Raw genomic sequence first — 16,067 nt, 5'->3', positions numbered from 1 at the left:
TGCTTACTCAGACGCATTCCGGCCAGAAATGGCAGCTAATACCGGAATGTGTGTTAGCGCTATCATGACGGTGTTTGCAAAACGGGTTCTTCAACACCGTTGCGGCCCACTCGTGCAAGGTCATCGAGGACGGACCAGAGTTCGTCCGGGATGCGTGTTTCAGCCAAGCCCAGCGTCTGGTCCAGGCGCTCCGGACTGGACATGCCGACGATGGTCGAGGCGATGGCCGGCTCGCGGAGGGAGAACCGCAGAGCTGCCGCTGCGAGGGGCACGCCGAACTGCCGACAGGCGTCCTGCATCCGTCGTACCCGATCTTTCGTGGCTTCGCTTGCCGGGCTGTAGCAGTAGTTCGGGTGCTGGTCTGGACCCTTGACGAGCATCCCTCCGCCGTACGGCGCGCCGTTGATGAACGCCATCTCCCGGTTTTCCGTTGCGTCGATCAAGGGTCGGGCGGACTGGTCAACCAGGGTGTAGCGGTTGTGGCTGATGACTGCTTGGAAGACCCCGAGGTCGACATAGCGCAGCATGAGGTCGATGGGTCCGCCGGCGACGCCGATGTGGTCGATGAGGCCCTCCTGCTGCATGGCGACCATCGCCTCGACGGCGCCCCCAGGCCCGGTGACCGCATCGAAGTCGTGGAGTTCGGGGTCGTGGATGAAGACGAGCTGCAGGCGGTCCAGACCGAGGCGCTCCAGGCTCTCCTCGACCGAGTCCCGGGCGCGGGCGCCAGAAAGGTCGCTGCTCCCGGGCTTGGGATCGACCTTCGTGGCGAGCACGAAGTCCTCGGGCAGACCCCCGCGTTCCCGCAGTGCGATGCCGATCCGGCGCTCCGCATCAAAGTAGTTGTTGGAGGTGTCGATGAAGTTCAAAGGGCCCTCGAGGATCCGCAGGATGGTGTCCACCGCCTGCTTTTCACCGACTTCGTAGCCGTACTGTGCCGGGAAGTTGCCCAGCGGACTGGTTCCCTCACAGATCGGGGTGACGGACAGACCTGTGCTGCCGAGCGGACGCTTCTCCATGTGCTGTTCTCCTAGTGGGTGTGAGCGGCGTGGGCCTGGGCAGGTATCGGTGCCGAGCGGCCGATGATGTGGTCGGCGGTCATGTAGGCCATGGCCCAGATGGTTTCCGTGGGGTTGTAACCGTGGTAGCTGGGGAACTGCCCCCCGCCGACGACGAACAAGTTGTCGCACTCGTGGGACCGGCCGTAGATATCGACGACGGAGGTCGCCGGGTCCTCGCCCATGCGGTGGGTGCCGACCTCGTGCGTGGAGAGGTGGTAGTCGGGCTTCGTCGTCTCCTCCCACCAGTACGTCAGGCCCATCTCCCGGGCGATCTTGCGCTTGATGCCGAGCAGGAAGTCGACCATGTGCTGGTCCCACTCGCCCCACCCGTGCGTCATGCGAAGTGCCGGCTGGCCCCACGGGTCCTTGCGGCGGGGGTCGAGGTCGACATAGGTCTCGTGGGTGGGGATGTTGGCGGTCTGGGAGTACATGGACCACACGTGCGCGTAGTTGTCGCGCATCCAGTCGCGGAATCCGGCACCCCAGCGTGGTGCACCGGGCGGCATGGCATGCGCAATCTCGATCGGCTGGTAGTCGCCGGGCCAGCTGATGATGGGAGCGCCCCACAGGACGGTGGGATCGTACTCGTGCACGAGTTCGCCGCTGAAGTCCTCGATCGAGGTGGAGGCGACGAGCGTGCCCATGTACGGGTTCGACGGTTCCTTGGTAAGCCCCATGAAGAAGCCGAAGGCGTGGGTCATCATGTGCTTGCCGACCTGCCCGTTGGCATTGATGCCGGAGGCCAGAAGCAGCCGGGCGTTCTCAAGTGCGTAGCACGCGAGCACGACCCTGTCGGCCTCGAGGTCGACGGACCGGCCGTCTGCGTCGAAGTACGAGACCCCGGTTACGCGCTTGCCGTCATTGGAGCGGTTGAGCCGGTAGACGCGGCAGTAGTCACGCACCTCCAGGTTCCCGCTGGCCTCGCCGTAGGGCAGGGCCGCGACGTGAGTGGACGTCTTGGCGTCCACATGGCACGGGTAGCCGTGGCAGAAGCCGCAGTAGGTGCATCCGGACCGCCCCTTGAACGGCTCGGAAGCGATCGCCGCGGCGGTGCGGAAAGGATGGTAGCCCAGCCGCTCGCAGGCCTGGCCGAAATCGATGTCCGCGGCGCTCTGGCGCAGTGGCGGCATGGGATAGTCCCGCTGGCGCGGCGCCTCCCACGGGTTCTCATTGAGATCGGGGCGCCCAGCCACGTTGCTGCCTCGGCCTGAGATACCGAGTTCCCACTCCGTTTTGTTGTAGTAGGGCTCGAGGTCGGCGTAGCTGATGGGCCAGTCGACGAGAGTGTTGCCCTCCGGGAGGGCGTTCTTGCCCAGACGGTCCTCGATCTCGGTCTTCATGCGGAACTCGGTCTCCCGGAAGCGCCAGCACGCACCGCCCCAGTGGATGGTTCCACCACCGGCCCCCAGGGAGGGCGGCAGGTGGAGCGGGTTCGCGGTCCCCAGGGGACCGGCTGCCCACGGCGCGAGTTCTCCGTCTCCATCAGCGCTGGTTTCGCGCCACGTTATGGGATCAGTGTCCATGCTGGGCACGAGCGATCCGCGAGCGTAGTAGCGGATCTCGTCCTGCTTCAGGCGGAAGTCTTCAGTGGTGTGCTTCGGCCCCTTATCGAGACAGACGACTTTCAAGTTGGCCTTCGCAAGCTCGGACGCGATGACGGCTCCCGAAGCGCCCGCACCGACCACGATGACATCGATCTTTTCTCCACCCATTTTCAGTTCTCCTCGTTGCGGTAGAAGGTTGCGTTGTCGGGCAGGTTCTTGGTCCTCAGCTGGGTCCTCAGGTCGGACAGGGTCATGATCGGCAGGCTGCGCCCGTCGAAGCCCCGGCCCATCTGCTCGGCTGTATAGCCCCAGTACGCGCCCGGGAACCCAACCAGCTTCCAGCCCACGGCGTTGCGATTCCCGCCGTATGCCGGATCGCAGAAGAAACCCTCAATGGCATGCTCGCGGACCACGGCGAACAGGCGGCGCAGCGTGGGCAGGTCGGCACTCTCTCCGTGCTCCCCGGCCTCGTCGCCGTGCATGATCGGTGTCGAGCCCTCCTCGAGCACGGCCGGGCCCAGGAAGCGCTGGATCACCTCGTCCTGGATGTCGACGGGCAGGTCGGCGAACTCGGCCGCGTGCGCAGCGGCGCAGTACTTCGCCAGCGCCCGGAGACCGGTGCGATACACGTGCTGGAGGTTCTGGCTCACGCCACTCAGGGCCCTGTCGATGTAGTAGACCACGCCGGCCTGTGTCGCCCCGGCCCCATCGCCTCCGTCGGGGATGATCCGTTCGGCGATCACCTCGACCGTTCGCGCCTCCGCATCGTTCAGGTACGTAAGGGCGATGGATTCTTCAGCCGGTTGGGCTAGTCGATTGTCTGCCATATCTGGTCCTCTCTGCGTCCGGCGACCTGGTCGGCGCTGCAGATCCCCGATCGGATCGGGCCCCTCCTTCTGCGGGACCGTGCGGTAGCACGGATATCTGAAACTGTGAGTTGAGCCACTCTGCTGTGCGCTGTTCCCAGTGTTAGCGCTAACACGAAATGTGTCAACCCCTGATCACGCATTATGTTGTGTTGATGTTGAAACTGCATGACGACTGAGTGAGCGCTAACATCCGCTTGGGGCAGGTAGTCATGCCGAAAACGGCAACCCGCCACGGGCTCCCCGGCGCACGAGACGCAACTGCACCACCGCCCAGTGCTGCCGACCGCAGCCTGGCGGTGACAGTGGATCAGGCACGGCTCAACTCCCGTGCGCGGGGTGGGGAGTTCTCCCCTGCGGCACCGACGTGCACCCTGCGCGTCGATCGATGGCTTTTCTGTGTGGTCGGGTTCCACCTTTCTCGGCGGTTGGCCGGTCGTGGCAGTCATGGCTGGGCTGTATCCGATGACGTGGCGCCGCAGGGTATCCGTGATGGGTCCAGGGCCTGCGACTTGGCAGGTGCGAGTCGCTTCAACCGTTCCGCGACTTTGGTCAGGTGTGAATGCTCGCGGCCATCCCGATCGGCCGGGCCGTCGATGGGTTTCACGCCGCCGCCGTGCTGCGCTGCGGATCCATCCTTCGCGAGCATCGTCATCCGCGCGGCCCGCACACGACAAGAAACCCCGGCCCTGGAGTCGGCCTTCTCGATGCTGACCACCCGGGGATGCGCCCGGCCGTGTTCAGCAGCCTGATTGTGGTGACCTCAATGGATCTGACGGCCGCCTACCTGCCCGTTCTTGGTGAGCAACACGGCTTCTCAGCTCTCACCGTCACAACCATCATCACCGCACGCGCGCTAACAGCGATCGTCTCGCGACTATTCCTCGCGCAGCTCCTCGCAGTGGTACCCCGGAAATGGCTGCTCAACTCCGGCTCACTGTACTCCGCGCTGCCCGTCGCCATCATCCCCATCCTCCCCTAACCGCGCATCCGCCCTCTCCCTGCGCCTGACCGGAAACAGGCTCGGGCAAGTCATCATCCCCTCACCGCCGGGGCTGTCGCCGGGTCCACAGGCGCTGACGGCGTCTCCATCCTCACCAGCGGCCTGCTTGCCAGGAGCCGCGCTGAGAGGTGTGCAGAACACGAATTACCTCTCCAGCAACCCCCCGGCAGTACTGGACTCACAGCCGAAGCGGTCGGTGGCCGCAGTGCGGCGCTACTCCCTTCCCGCGGAGATCCAGTCAGCGCCGTTGAACGTCAGGTTGCGCCCGCCCTGCACAAGCGCGGCCGCACTGTCGAGCTGGGCGACCTGCCCCGCGGTGAGCGTGAGGGTGGCGGCGACCGCGTTCTCTTTCACCCGTGCCGCCGACCGGGTACCGGGGATGGGGACGACGGGGATGCCGAGTTCAGTTCCCTTGGCGTAGAGCCATGCGAGCGCAATCTGAGCAGGTGTTGCGTCCATTTCCTGGGCGACGCTCCGGATCATCTCCACGACACGGACATTCGCGTCGAAGTGCTCGTCGAACCGTGGCTGTCCGGCGAGCATGGTCGACCGCAGATTGTCGCGCCGCAGCGTGCCGGTGAGGAATCCCCGGCCAAGCGGGGAATACGGAACGAACCCTGCGCCCACTTCCCGCGCGGCAGGAACCACACTTGCCTCGACGTCACGACTCCAGATGCTCCACTCACTTTGCACTGCCGCGATCGGATGCACCGCTGCGGCGTCCCGTAGCTCTGCCGCGGTCACCTCACTGAGCCCAAGGTGGCGCACCTTGCCTTCTGTGACGAGTTCGGCCATCGCCGCGACCGTCTCTGCGATCGGCCGCGTCAGTTCACGCCGGTGCATGTAGTACAGGTCGATGACGTCTGTGCCAAGCCGACGCAGCGACGCCTCACACGCCTGCTTGACATACGCTCGATCACCTCGAGTGCTGTTGCGCTCACCGACTTCGCCTGTGATGCCGAACTTGGTAGCGATCTGCACCTCATCCCGCCGAACACCGAGCAGCTGTGCGATCAATTCCTCGTTGGTACCGGCTGGCCCGTCGGTACCGGGCCGTGGTGTCCCGTATACATCCGCTGTGTCGATGAACCGCACTCCCGCGTCAACTGTGGCGTGCAGCGTGGCGAGGGCTTCGTCAGGATCTGTTTGTCCGTAGACTCCGGTCAGCGCCATGCCACCGAAGCCCATTTTGCTGACGGTCAGGCCTGGAGCGAGTTCTATGCGCGGGACGATCATTCTTTTCTCCTCTGCTCCGCACGGATGGCGGGGTCGGTGATCGGTTCTTCAGCGCAGTCCCGGCCATCCTGGATAAGCCGCGCGTAGTGCGTGATCTTTTCCTCGATTGCGTCGAGATCTGTAAGCAATTCACGTATGCGCGAAAGCACTTCTTCGCGGTGCTCCTCGAGCAGGGCCATACGGCGGCCGTGGGTGCTTTCGGCTTCCGCGAGCATCGCTACGAATGCGCGCATTTGTTTGACCGGCATGCCGGTTCGTCTCAGGCGCACAAGCAGTTCGATCATGCGTACGGTTGGTTCGCTGTAGCGCCGCCGTCCGTCGCTGCCGCGCGGAACCAGTGGTATGAGACCCTCGGATTCATACCAGCGCAACGTGTCCTTGCTCAGTCCTGTACGCCGCGACACCTCAGCAATTCCCAGAATCCCGGTCATGGCCATGACGATAGAAGCTGGAGTGCACTCCAGCGCAAGAGTGTCCCGTTTCACCGAAATTGGGATCGTGCGCGCACCGGCGGTCGGTTATCGTGGAATCATGCATTTGTACTTCCTGTGACGACTGAGTGGGCCCACGGCGCTCGTTGAGTGACTCCGAGATCCGGTGGCCGCGCTGTTAATGCCCCCTGTCGGGGTCGTCGTCAATTGCTCATCCATTGGTCTCGCGGCTAGTGGTGCAATGTCTCGAAGGACTGAAATGCTCTCCCCTGCCTCTCGTTTTCCGGCGCGCGAGCGCGCCCAGCTCATCGCATCAGGCGTCTCCGTGATACGCGGAGCCACCATCGTTCTCAACCACGTCGACCTCGCCGTCACGCCGTCATCAAGGGTGGCGATCGTCGGCGAGAACGGGCGCGGGAAGTCAACGCTCCTGCATGTGCTCGCTGGAAACCTGGAACCGGACCGCGGTTCCGTGCAGCGCATTGGCACGCTCGGTGTCGCCGGCCAGGAAATGCCGGCTGACAACAGCAGAACAGTTGGCGATACGGTCGCGGACGCGATCGCTGAGCCACTCGCTGCCCTTGCGGCTCTCGACGCCGCCACCGTCGCGCTAGCTGATGGCAGAGACGGTGCGGTTGAGGAGTACGGCGCTGCACTCGAACTGGCCGAAACGCTCGGCGCGTGGGACGCCGAGCGGCGCGTGCAGATAGCGCTGGCCGCGCTCGACGCGGAACACGACATGTCACGACGGCTCAGCGACCTCTCAGTAGGACAGCGGTACCGAGTCCGTTTGGCGTGTCTCCTTGGCGCCGACGATGACTTTCTGCTCCTTGATGAACCCACGAATCATCTTGACCGCGGCGGACTCGATTTCTTGACGGCTGAGCTGCGGAACCGAAGCGGCGGCGTCACCATAGTCAGCCATGATCGAGCACTACTCGCCGATGTCGCGGAGACGTTCATCGATCTGGACCCGACATCGGACGGTCGCCCTCGCGTCTACGGTGGTGGATATTCCGGTTACCAGGAGGGCCGACTGGCCGAACGGGAGCGCTGGACGCAAGACTACGAACGGCAGCAAGCGGAGCTCACCAGACTCGAGACGAGTCTCAGTGCCGCACAGAACCGCCTCATTACGGGATGGCGGCCGGATAAGGGCACCAACAAGCACGGCCGAGCCACACGTACGGGCGGCCTCGTCCAGAGCGTGCACCGGCGTCAGGAGGCACTCTCGGCGCACGCGGTGACAGTGCCGGAACCGCCGCAGGAGCTCCGGTTTCCTGGCCTGCCAACTCGAACTGGCGCGGTCCTGCTGCGGGTCGACCAGGTCAGTGTCATCGGAAAGCTGACCCGGCCGGTGTCGTTCGTCCTTTCGCATGGTGACCGGCTAGTCGTGACTGGGCAAAACGGTACTGGTAAATCGACTCTCCTCAACGTTGCCGCCTGCGACCTGCCGCCAGATACGGGTGCTGCGCGGATCTCGCAAGGCACCAGACTGGGCTTCCTCCGTCAGGAATCTGCGCTGCCAGAAGATTGGCGGGCGAGCGAGCTGTTCGCCACGCGCGTCAGCGCGCTCGTTGCCGCGGGCGTGGTGCCAGAGTCGGAGGTCGTCGGACTATCGCAACTAGGTCTGTTGCGGCCACGTGAGACGAGCAAACGTGTGGGCGAACTATCGATCGGCCAGCAACGCCGCCTCGACCTAGCGCTGGTGCTCGCGACTCGCCCGCACGTCCTTCTCCTCGACGAACCCACGAACCACCTCTCCATCGCGCTTGTCGGCGAACTCACCGACGCACTCGGAGCAACGCAAGCAGCCGTCGTGCTCTCGTCCCACGACCGTCAGCTGCTTCGGGACTTGAGCACGTGGCCCACAATAGATCTGAGCGCGACCGCCGAAAGCGATGTACTCAGTCGGGCGGGAAACTAACACCGCACCTTATTGTTTCGTCTCCTGCTCGCCCACGCACGGCAAGGTGACATACACGATCAACCCGCCACCGGTCCGGGGCTCGGCAGCCACCTCCCCGGCGTGGGCGTGTACAACCGAGCGCACGATGGACAGTCCCAGACCCGCGCCCCGGATCCGCGACCCAGGCACATGCGCATGCCGCTGTGCTGTTGCTTGCCGGCGGAAGGGCTCGAACAGCGCCGGGATCTCGTGCGCGAACATCTCGGGTCCGGAATTGGCGACTGTGAGGACGGCGTCCGCGCCAGCACGCTCGACGGCAATACTCACCCAGCCGACGTGGGCGATGTTATAGCGGACAGCGTTGTCGACCAGGTTGAACGCCAGGCGTTCGAGAAGGACTGGATCCCCATCGACGATCACCGATTTCAGGCTCAGTCGCATCTCGATCGACTCGTCCTGCGCATCGGAGGCGGCCCGCGCAACGATCTCCGCGAAGTCAACCCGCTGCCGCACGGAAGTACCGCGCTGACTCATCGCCAGCATGAGCAGGCCGTCGATGAGGTGCGTGTGGCGTTCGTTTAGGTCGAGGAGCGTCCGTCCGAGCCGCTTGAACTCCGGTGTCGCGTCCGGGTCACCCATTGAGACCTCGATAAGTGTCCGAGCGACAGTAAGGGGGGTGCGCAGCTCATGTGATGCGTTGCCGATGAACAGTTTCTGGCCGTCGAATGCGTGGTCGAGGCGCGCTAACATTGCGTCGAAGGTGTCGGCGAGCTCTTTGATTTCGTCGGGAGGTCCCTCAAGCGCGATCCGTTCGTGCAGATTCCGGTCGGCGATGCGGCGAGCGGTATTTGTAATTGTATGCAGCGGTGAAAGGACTCGGCCCGCGAGGATCCAGCCTATCGCGAAGGCCGCCAAACCGAGGAGGACGAGTGCGACTATCGACCACAGCAGAACCGTGTTAGTCACGGTGGCCGTCTCTTCATCGAGTTGAACGACCAGCGGTTGCAAGGGGTTGTCCGCGGGCGACACCACTCGTGTCAGGTCATCAGCGTCCAGGTCGTCTCTGACAGTTCGCAGCATTCCAGCGCGCCGGTTCGATTGCCGTGCGAGCTCCTGCCGGAGCGCCACGTTAACCAGTGCAACTAAGATGACTCCGGCAAGAAAGAACATGCCGGCGTAAAGAATCGTCAAGCGGGCGCGTACCGTCAGTCTGAAGCGTCGCATCGGGCTCATGGAATCCGGTACCCTGCGCCGGGGATCGTCTCAATAATCCGTGCTCCCCCGAGTTTTCGTCGCAGGTTCATGATCGTGTAGCGAACAACCGTCGAAAACGGATCAGCAAACTCATCCCACACTTTCTCCAGCAAATGTTCGGAAGGTACGACACCACCTTCCGCCCGCAAGAGTTCCTGGAGCACGCCGAACTCCTTGCGAGACAACGCTGCGGCGCGGCCCTCAAAGGTGACCGTCAACGTATGGCTGTCCAGACGGATGCCAGCACGTTCCAGTACCGGTGGCACGCTGGCACGTGAGCGCCGCCCGAGCGCGTGGACACGCGCGACCAGTTCACTGAACGCGAAGGGCTTGGTGAGGTAGTCGTCTGCACCGAGCTGCAATCCCCCGACACGATCCGGAACGCCGGCAGCTGCGGTGAGCATAATGATCCGAGTTTGCGGGCAGGCGCTGACCACCCAGGCGCAGACCTCGTCACCCGGAACCTTCGGGATGTCGCGGTCTAACACGAGGACGTCGTAGCTATTAACCGCCGCGTTCTCGAGTGCCCGGTCGCCGTCGTAGGCGACGTCGACCGCGAACGCCTCGCGGCGCAGCCCCTCGGCAATCGTCTCGGCTAGTAACTGTTCATCCTCGACAACAAGCACTCGCATGAGTCAATCATGCGTGTGCGCCTGTTCGGTTGGTGTTAGGTGGACGGCTCTTGTGTGAAACGCTCACCTCTCGCAGACCAAACGCGCAGCGGAGTTCCATGGGGTTGTGGCTATCTGCGGCCACAACCCGTCGCCCGAAGGCAGCGGGTTCGCAAGCAACCGAAGGGAAGTGAACAACGATGCGGGTTCTTTCGCGGAAAGTCGCAGCAGGACTGGTGGGCGCCGTCGCGCTCGCGGGTGGCGCTGGCGCGGTGGCAATGGCCAACACACCTTCCGGTCCCGGTGAAGGTGCTCACCTGGCATGCACGAGCGCGAAAACCGAGGGCGTCAATGAACGAGTGCTCTACCGCAACGGTGAACGCGTGAACCTAGGGCCGGGAGGCCTTGTGGGACTGCTCAGCGCCGAGGGGTGGTCGGCCGAGACAAGCGACGACACCACTGTGCTTAGTGGTCCAGACGGCGAGCACAGGGTGCTCGTCCACAACCGAGGAGGCAGCTGCGGCGAAGCCGCCCACGCGGGACTCTAGTGCGTTAGGACGGGCGTGGGCCGGGGCTAGTTTGCGAACCAGCCCCGGCCCACGCGCTTCCTCAATTGCAGCAACTCACTGGCTTAACAACGCTTTCGATTGGAGGCGCGCAGGTTTGGCACGGCGAAGCACCGAGCGGCGTGTGCGGGCTTTGCGCACCGCGATCCGCCAAGCGAGTTCTGACAGCGCGGCGGCTTCACGCAGGAACGCCGACGGCTCGTTCGCTGCGAGCTTGACGGTCTCTCGGCGCACGAGGGCAGCAACAGCCCGTTTCGTTTCTGCGCTCGCTTTCTGCAGGCTGCCGCTGTCGTACGGTGGCTGCGGGTCGTACTCGATCGCGAGCTGTGCGGCGCGAGCAACGTCATCCCCGGCAATTCGCCCGACGAGCCACAACGCCAGATCGATTCCCGCTGATACTCCGGCGCCGGTGACGATCTTGCCGGTGTGCACCACTCGCTCATTGCTCTTGGGCTGCGCGCCAAGGCCTTCGAGTACGGACATCTCGGACCAATGCGTCGTGGCAGGCTGATCGTCAAGCAGACCCGCGGCCGCGAGCACGACCGAACCTGTGCACACTGACGTGGTCCATTGGGCGTTTTCGTGCACTCGCCGCAGCCATTCGAGAAGCTGCTGGTTCTTTGCGATTGTGCCGCTTGCAGTCCCGGAGCCGCCGATCAGAACAACGTCCGGAGTGGGCGTCTCATCGAACGAATGCGTGGCTGCCATCATGAATACGCCGCTGTCAGCGATCACCGGCCCCGGCTCGGTCCAGACGAAACGTAGCTCCGCTCCGGGAATGAATCGCAATACTTCGTACGGCCCCACGATGTCTAAGGCGGTCATACCTGGGTAAACGACGATCGCGATCTGCATCTTGCTCCCTTACGAAACTCTAGGTGTGGTCTGGAAATGCTCGCGGTACCGGCCAGGTGTTGTTGCTGCGCGCCGGAAGAATGCCCGGTGCAGAGTCTCCGGGCGCCCGAAACCTACTTGGGTCGCGATTGCGGGGATAAGCAGGCTGGTCGTTTCGAGTAGCACTTTCGCGGCCTCGACCCGCAGCGACTCGACGAGGGCCGCTGGGGTGACGCCGACTTCCTTGCGGAACACGCGGGAAAAGTTCCGCGGGCTCATGCCCACGCGCGCCGCGAGGGTTTCGACGGAGAGGTCCTCGCCCAGATGATCCGGCAGCCAACGCTGCAGTTCCACTAGTGCGGGCGTCCGGGCCGGTGGGTTGCGCATGTGCACGCTGAACTGTGACTGCCCGCCTGGGCGGCGGAGGAAGACCACGAGCCAACTGGCCACGTGGTGCGCGATCTCAGTGCCGCAGTCGTCCTCGACTAGTGCCAGCGCCAGGTCGATACCTGCGGTGACGCCCGCTGATGTCCATCGGTCCCGGTCCTGGACGTAGATGGCGTCGGCCTCAACCTTCACGCCCGGGTGGGCACTTTGCAGTTGCCCGCAGGTGGCCCAGTGCGTTGTTGCTCGGTAGCCGTCGAGAAGGCCTGCGTGAGCGACGATCTCCGCACCCGTACACACCGAGGTGGTGCGGCGCGCGAAGCCCGAGATGCGCCGAAGGTCATCAACCGCGGCTGGGTACTTCTCCGCGAACCCGTACACACCCAGTCCCCCGATGACAAGCAGGGTGTCGATTTCGGACTGCCGCGCACTGGCTTCGAGCGAGGAATCGACACCGATGGTGATGCCGCTTTCCGCGCGCACCGGCTGCCCGTCCGGCGAGGCCAGGGTGACGCGGTACGCAGGGCTCGCACCAAGCAGTGATGCGGTCCGAAACACGTCTGTCGGGCCGGCGAGGTCGAGGAGGGTGCAGCCGTCAAACACCACAACCACGACCTCGCGGAAACCGTCTTTGGTGGGCACCCATTTATCGTGGCCGAGGCGGCCAGGTGGCGGCAAGGACAAGTTACTGACGATTTATGCCATTCGCTGAGCCGCGGCACATTTCCTCAAGAAACTGCTGATTGCCTCAAAAAACTTCTTAAGGCAATCGTGTGTATCCCGAGGCAATGTGCGTGACTCGAGGATTTTGACGCACTCGCCAGCCACCAGTCACCCGCTTCCCCGGTATCGGTGAGCAATCGCCTCGGCTCGGTCACGGAATGAGTTGCGCAGCGATTTCGGTGTCAGGACTTCTGCGTCCGCGGTGAGCTGCCACAGTGCCCACTCAGCATGTCGTGCGTCTTGGAACACGACTTCCAGACGCAGCCAGCCACCTGCTTCGATCTCTTCGCTGCAGACAGCCAGCGCGGTACTCACCAGGTTCTCCCGTCGCGCCGGCCGCACCCTCACCAGCACGTCAAGGCGGTCGCCACCGTGGCGGAAGCGCGCGCTGCGCTCCTGCCAGGCCCGATAGAGGTCGACGCGATCCGAGCGCTCAGCTGGTTCGGGCAGTACCTCCGCATCCAGCACGCGTGACAGCCGATAGGTGCGCTCGGCGCCGGACCGGGCGGCGAGCAAATATCCCCGATCCCGCACGGTGACGAGCCCAATCGGGTCCACGGTGCGCCAGTCTGGGGCGGAATCATTGGCTGCGAAGTAACGGATGCGCAGCTTGTTCCCAGCGAACACCGCACGCCGAACTTCCGCCAGAACACTGTCCGGAATCTCCTCCTTGTCAAGCTTACGTGCGAGAAGGTCGGTGTCGGGGTCGACTAGCAAGCGCTCGGCGACGTCGGCTGCGGTGTTCCGATAGCTGTCGGGTAACGCGTCAACAACCTTGAGCATGGCCGACGCGAGCGCGGATCCGAGACCGAACGTCTGTGCTCCGCGCCGTGATCCAGTGATCAGCAGGGCAAGAGCCTCATCGTGGGTCAGCCCGGTGAGTTCCGTCCGGAAGCCTGGCAACAGTGCGAATCCGCCGTGCCGGCCGCGTTCGGTGTAAACGGGTACACCGGCCGCGGACAGTGCATCGATGTCACGCAACACGGTGCGCGGGGAGACCTCGAGTTCACGCGCCAGTTCGCTCGCGGTGAGCCTCCCACGCTGGCGCAGCAATAGCACCAGTGACACCAACCGGTCGGCGCGCATACAGAAACTCTACAAAACATGACACAGGGTGTCGTGATTTGTTGGCAGGCTCCCCCACACGGTGTCAGAAAGCCGTCTTCAAACGAATGGAGCTGATGTGACGATGGTGCGTACGGCAGTCAACCCGGTGATGTGGTCGACAGGGTTGGGTTTCAACCAGGGTGAACTCGTGACGGGGCACGACCGGACCCTGTACTGCTCCGGCCAGACTGCAATGAGTGACGACGGAAAGCCCCAGCATTCTGATGACATGGCTGCACAGCTGGCGCTGAGCCTCGACAACCTGGAAGCGGTGCTCAAAGAGGCGGACATGTCTCTGGCGAACCTGGTGCGCCTCAACGTCTACACCACCGACGTAGATGTGCTTTTTCAGCACTATGACGTGGTGGCCGCACGGTTAGGCGCTGCCGGGGTAGCGCCCACGACCACGATGCTCGGGGTGACACGGCTGGCAGTGCCGGGACTGATGGTTGAGCTTGAGGGTACCGCTGTCGCGTGACTGACACCCTGCCCCTCCGACACTTCGGCCGGAGGGGCAGGGCGCTCAAAGGTGGGAGATTGTCTTGTCGACTTTGGTGACAATCGGTGTCTACGGCTTCGATGCCGATTCCTTCTTGCAGCGGCTGCGGCGCGCAGACGTGCACTTGCTGCTCGACGTCCGTCAGCGCCGCGGTGTCCGCGGACCCGAGTATTGCTGGGCGAACTCACTCCGGCTGCAAGCCGCCCTCGCAGCCGCCGGGATCGCCTACGCCCACCACCCAGAACTTGCCCCCACCACCGAACTGCGCCACCTGCAGTATGCCGAGGATGCCCGGCAAAGGGTAGGCAAGCGCTCGCGCCGCGAACTCGCGGCCGCCTACATCCACCGATATACCCGCGAGATCCTCGATCACGTGGACCTCGCGGCTATCGCGGCCGTACTTCCGAACCACGGCACCGCGGCGCTCCTCTGCGTCGAGCGCGATCCCGAAGCCTGTCACCGCTCGCTGATCGCCCAGCGGCTAACCGCGCTGCATCATGTCACAGTCGAGCACGTGCGCCCTGCTGAAACCATCACACGCGCCACTCAGCGGCAATGAATCTGGACGTGACCCGGACAGCTACTGCTGATCCCTGAGCTCGCGGCGGAAGCCGTGCCAATGCCGCCCGCGAGTGCGGCTGCAAACGCGGCAGTGGCGAGGATGATTGCTTGCATCTTTAACCTCATGGTGAACCCCTTAAGTGGAGTGGATATTGGTGCCACAATCTTCAGGCTGAAGAGGCTCAGAGAATAACCAACCCTAGGGTGTTCTTCTGGCACCCTTGCCGTTTCGGTGAAGGTAGTCGTCGCGGCGGCGTACCGGGCACCACGATCGCCGGCCCATTAGTTAGGTTAGGGTTAGCTTTGTGATAATGTTCTCGCGCTTCCTCGCGCGCGTCTTCTGATCGCTGGCTCTACTCGCGCTCGAGTAGCGGACCGATAATGGACAATCAGAAGGCACTAACGAGCATGAGAACTTCCGTGAGCCGCGTGGGCATCCTTGCTCTCACCACTGTATTAGCGAGCGTACTCGTCGCGTGTGGGCAATCCGAAGCTATAGATAACGGCGGTACCGCCCTGGGCGGAGAGGGGGCAACGAGCTACCCGCTTGTCCTCGAAAACTGCGGCGAGCAGGTCACCGTCGATGAAGCACCACAGCGAGTGGTGTCGCTGGACCAGGGGTCGACCGAGATCTTGCTATCCCTTGGCCTGGCCGATCGGGTGGTTGGCACTGCATCGTGGACGGACCCCATCCGCGACAACCTCGCGGATGCCAACGCTTCGGTCCCGAGGCTTGCCGACAACGCTCCGACGTTTGAGGTTGTACTCGGATCCGATCCCGACTTCGTCACCGCGTCGTTCGGACGGCACTTCAAGCAGGGGGGCGTGGCTGAACGCGCCCGCTTCGCGGAAACCGGGATGGAAACCTACCTTTCCCCAACCGACTGCGATAACGGCGTAAGCATCAATGGAGGTGGCAAGCGCACGAACCCACTGACGATGGACGCGCTCTATCAGGAGATCCGCGAACTCGCGGCCGTGTTCGACGTCAGTCGGCGAGGCGAGGAGCTGATCGACGAGTTGCAGGACCGTGAAGCGGCCGCCCTGGCGAGTATCGGGTCCGCAGATGTTTCGATGGCGTTCTGGTTTGCCGATACGAGGAGCCCTTATATGGCTGGTGGTCTCGGTTCCGCGAACCTGCTCGTCACGCAGGTCGGTGCGGAAAACTCGTTCGCGGACATCAATGACGACTGGGCGGCCGTCGGCTGGGAATCGGTGGTCGAACGTAACCCGGATGTGCTCGTGCTCGGTGACCTGTTGCGTAACCGATTCCCCGGGGATCTTCTAGCCGAGAAGACCGCCTTTCTCGAGTCAGACCCCCTCACGAAGAACCTCGATGCGGTGCGCAACGGGCACTACATCGCGCTCCATGGGGCAGAAATGAACCCCTCGATTCGCACAGTTGACGGCCTCGAGAAACTGGCCGCGGGCCTGCGCGAATTGAAGGTCACCTCTTGACCGTGACGCTCAGGCCCGCG

At 63.8% G+C, this 16,067-nt stretch carries 16 protein-coding genes; 6 read left to right on the top strand and 10 right to left on the bottom strand.

What is annotated here, in order from left to right; all coding sequences use genetic code 11:
• Positions 1-62: 62 nt before the first annotated feature.
• The 3 genes from ONR57_RS12250 to ONR57_RS12240 are packed head-to-tail and all read right to left on the bottom strand — an operon-like array spanning position 63 to position 3,432.
• Entirely contained in the window at positions 63-1,019 is a 957-nt protein-coding gene (locus tag ONR57_RS12250; RefSeq protein ID WP_265123743.1) for an aldo/keto reductase, read from the bottom strand.
• A gap of 11 nt (positions 1,020-1,030) precedes the next feature.
• Positions 1,031-2,773 carry a GMC family oxidoreductase gene (locus ONR57_RS12245; protein WP_265123741.1) on the bottom strand — a complete coding sequence of 581 codons (1,743 nt, stop codon included), beginning with the start codon at positions 2,771-2,773 and terminating at the stop codon, positions 1,031-1,033.
• A 2-nt stretch (positions 2,774-2,775) separates the two neighbouring features.
• Positions 2,776-3,432, bottom strand: a complete 657-nt coding sequence (locus ONR57_RS12240) for a gluconate 2-dehydrogenase subunit 3 family protein (protein ID WP_265123740.1) — start codon at positions 3,430-3,432, stop codon at positions 2,776-2,778.
• A gap of 601 nt (positions 3,433-4,033) precedes the next feature.
• Between ONR57_RS12240 and ONR57_RS12235 the strand changes: the two genes are divergently transcribed.
• Positions 4,034-4,453, top strand: a complete 420-nt coding sequence (locus tag ONR57_RS12235) for a hypothetical protein (RefSeq protein ID WP_265123739.1) — start codon at positions 4,034-4,036, stop codon at positions 4,451-4,453.
• Between the two features lie 234 nt (positions 4,454-4,687).
• Here ONR57_RS12235 and ONR57_RS12230 read toward each other — a convergent pair whose 3' ends face one another.
• Together ONR57_RS12230 and ONR57_RS12225 are read right to left on the bottom strand one after the other, a co-directional pair.
• Positions 4,688-5,710, bottom strand: coding sequence for an aldo/keto reductase (locus ONR57_RS12230; protein WP_265123738.1), 1,023 nt, complete (start codon positions 5,708-5,710; stop codon positions 4,688-4,690).
• Positions 5,707-6,141, bottom strand: a complete 435-nt coding sequence (locus tag ONR57_RS12225) for a MerR family transcriptional regulator (RefSeq protein ID WP_265123737.1) — start codon at positions 6,139-6,141, stop codon at positions 5,707-5,709. The genes ONR57_RS12230 and ONR57_RS12225 overlap by 4 nt, the downstream gene beginning before the upstream one ends.
• A 259-nt stretch (positions 6,142-6,400) precedes the next feature.
• Here ONR57_RS12225 and ONR57_RS12220 point away from each other — a divergent pair, with 259 nt between their 5' ends.
• Positions 6,401-8,068 (top strand): ABC-F family ATP-binding cassette domain-containing protein, encoded by a 1,668-nt coding sequence (locus ONR57_RS12220; RefSeq protein WP_265123736.1) that lies wholly within the window; start codon positions 6,401-6,403, stop codon positions 8,066-8,068.
• A 9-nt stretch (positions 8,069-8,077) separates the two neighbouring features.
• Here ONR57_RS12220 and ONR57_RS12215 read toward each other — a convergent pair whose 3' ends face one another.
• Together ONR57_RS12215 and ONR57_RS12210 are read right to left on the bottom strand one after the other, a co-directional pair.
• On the bottom strand, positions 8,078-9,274 hold the full coding sequence (locus ONR57_RS12215) for a cell wall metabolism sensor histidine kinase WalK (protein ID WP_265123735.1): 1,197 nt from the start codon (positions 9,272-9,274) through the stop codon (positions 8,078-8,080).
• A 5-nt stretch (positions 9,275-9,279) separates the two neighbouring features.
• Positions 9,280-9,936: a response regulator transcription factor gene (locus ONR57_RS12210; protein WP_265123734.1), complete on the bottom strand. Its 657-nt coding sequence runs from the start codon at positions 9,934-9,936 to the stop codon at positions 9,280-9,282.
• Between the two features lie 179 nt (positions 9,937-10,115).
• Here ONR57_RS12210 and ONR57_RS12205 point away from each other — a divergent pair, with 179 nt between their 5' ends.
• Positions 10,116-10,463 (top strand): hypothetical protein, encoded by a 348-nt coding sequence (locus ONR57_RS12205; protein ID WP_265123733.1) that lies wholly within the window; start codon positions 10,116-10,118, stop codon positions 10,461-10,463.
• 75 nt (positions 10,464-10,538) lie between these two features.
• On the opposite strand, the gene ONR57_RS12200 is transcribed toward ONR57_RS12205, so the two are convergent.
• The 3 genes from ONR57_RS12200 to ONR57_RS12190 form a co-directional block, all read right to left on the bottom strand.
• A complete protein-coding gene (locus ONR57_RS12200; RefSeq protein WP_265123732.1) occupies positions 10,539-11,336 on the bottom strand; it encodes a DJ-1/PfpI family protein in 798 nt (265 codons plus the stop codon).
• A 9-nt stretch (positions 11,337-11,345) separates the two neighbouring features.
• Positions 11,346-12,341: a GlxA family transcriptional regulator gene (locus ONR57_RS12195; protein ID WP_265123730.1), complete on the bottom strand. Its 996-nt coding sequence runs from the start codon at positions 12,339-12,341 to the stop codon at positions 11,346-11,348.
• A gap of 189 nt (positions 12,342-12,530) precedes the next feature.
• On the bottom strand, positions 12,531-13,508 hold the full coding sequence (locus tag ONR57_RS12190; protein WP_265123728.1) for a YafY family protein: 978 nt from the start codon (positions 13,506-13,508) through the stop codon (positions 12,531-12,533).
• Between the two features lie 103 nt (positions 13,509-13,611).
• Between ONR57_RS12190 and ONR57_RS12185 the strand changes: the two genes are divergently transcribed.
• The 3 genes from ONR57_RS12185 (at position 13,612) to ONR57_RS12175 (ending at position 16,047) form a co-directional block, all read left to right on the top strand.
• Positions 13,612-14,007 (top strand): RidA family protein, encoded by a 396-nt coding sequence (locus ONR57_RS12185; protein ID WP_265123759.1) that lies wholly within the window; start codon positions 13,612-13,614, stop codon positions 14,005-14,007.
• Between the two features lie 64 nt (positions 14,008-14,071).
• The gene (locus tag ONR57_RS12180; RefSeq protein ID WP_265123727.1) at positions 14,072-14,587 is read left to right on the top strand and encodes a DUF488 domain-containing protein; all 516 of its coding nucleotides are present in this window, start codon (positions 14,072-14,074) and stop codon (positions 14,585-14,587) included.
• Positions 14,588-14,997: 410 nt separating this feature from the next.
• The gene (locus tag ONR57_RS12175) at positions 14,998-16,047 is read left to right on the top strand and encodes an ABC transporter substrate-binding protein (RefSeq protein WP_265123726.1); all 1,050 of its coding nucleotides are present in this window, start codon (positions 14,998-15,000) and stop codon (positions 16,045-16,047) included.
• The last annotated feature ends 20 nt before the right edge of the window (positions 16,048-16,067 follow it).

It is taken from the genome of Hoyosella sp. YIM 151337 (genome assembly GCF_026041215.1).
GTDB lineage: Bacteria > Actinomycetota > Actinomycetes > Mycobacteriales > Mycobacteriaceae > Hoyosella.
The sequence above is the reverse complement of the archived record's forward strand: the minus strand, read 5'-3'. Positions and strand labels throughout refer to the sequence as shown.

Excerpts from the sequence above, each read along its gene's own strand:
- ONR57_RS12240 (WP_265123740.1), bottom strand. The coding sequence starts at position 3,432 with ATGGCAGACAATCGACTAGCCCAACCGGCTGAAGAATCCATCGCCCTT.
- ONR57_RS12200 (WP_265123732.1), bottom strand. The coding sequence starts at position 11,336 with ATGCAGATCGCGATCGTCGTTTACCCAGGTATGACCGCCTTAGACATC.
- ONR57_RS12210 (WP_265123734.1), bottom strand. The coding sequence starts at position 9,936 with ATGCGAGTGCTTGTTGTCGAGGATGAACAGTTACTAGCCGAGACGATT.
- ONR57_RS12230 (WP_265123738.1), bottom strand. The coding sequence starts at position 5,710 with ATGATCGTCCCGCGCATAGAACTCGCTCCAGGCCTGACCGTCAGCAAA.
- ONR57_RS12215 (WP_265123735.1), bottom strand. The coding sequence starts at position 9,274 with ATGCGACGCTTCAGACTGACGGTACGCGCCCGCTTGACGATTCTTTAC.
- ONR57_RS12225 (WP_265123737.1), bottom strand. The coding sequence starts at position 6,141 with ATGACCGGGATTCTGGGAATTGCTGAGGTGTCGCGGCGTACAGGACTG.
- ONR57_RS12205 (WP_265123733.1), top strand. The coding sequence starts at position 10,116 with ATGCGGGTTCTTTCGCGGAAAGTCGCAGCAGGACTGGTGGGCGCCGTC.
- ONR57_RS12235 (WP_265123739.1), top strand. The coding sequence starts at position 4,034 with ATGCTCGCGGCCATCCCGATCGGCCGGGCCGTCGATGGGTTTCACGCC.
- ONR57_RS12245 (WP_265123741.1), bottom strand. The coding sequence starts at position 2,773 with ATGGGTGGAGAAAAGATCGATGTCATCGTGGTCGGTGCGGGCGCTTCG.
- ONR57_RS12250 (WP_265123743.1), bottom strand. The coding sequence starts at position 1,019 with ATGGAGAAGCGTCCGCTCGGCAGCACAGGTCTGTCCGTCACCCCGATC.
- ONR57_RS12220 (WP_265123736.1), top strand. The coding sequence starts at position 6,401 with ATGCTCTCCCCTGCCTCTCGTTTTCCGGCGCGCGAGCGCGCCCAGCTC.
- ONR57_RS12185 (WP_265123759.1), top strand. The coding sequence starts at position 13,612 with ATGGTGCGTACGGCAGTCAACCCGGTGATGTGGTCGACAGGGTTGGGT.
- ONR57_RS12190 (WP_265123728.1), bottom strand. The coding sequence starts at position 13,508 with ATGCGCGCCGACCGGTTGGTGTCACTGGTGCTATTGCTGCGCCAGCGT.
- ONR57_RS12175 (WP_265123726.1), top strand. The coding sequence starts at position 14,998 with ATGAGAACTTCCGTGAGCCGCGTGGGCATCCTTGCTCTCACCACTGTA.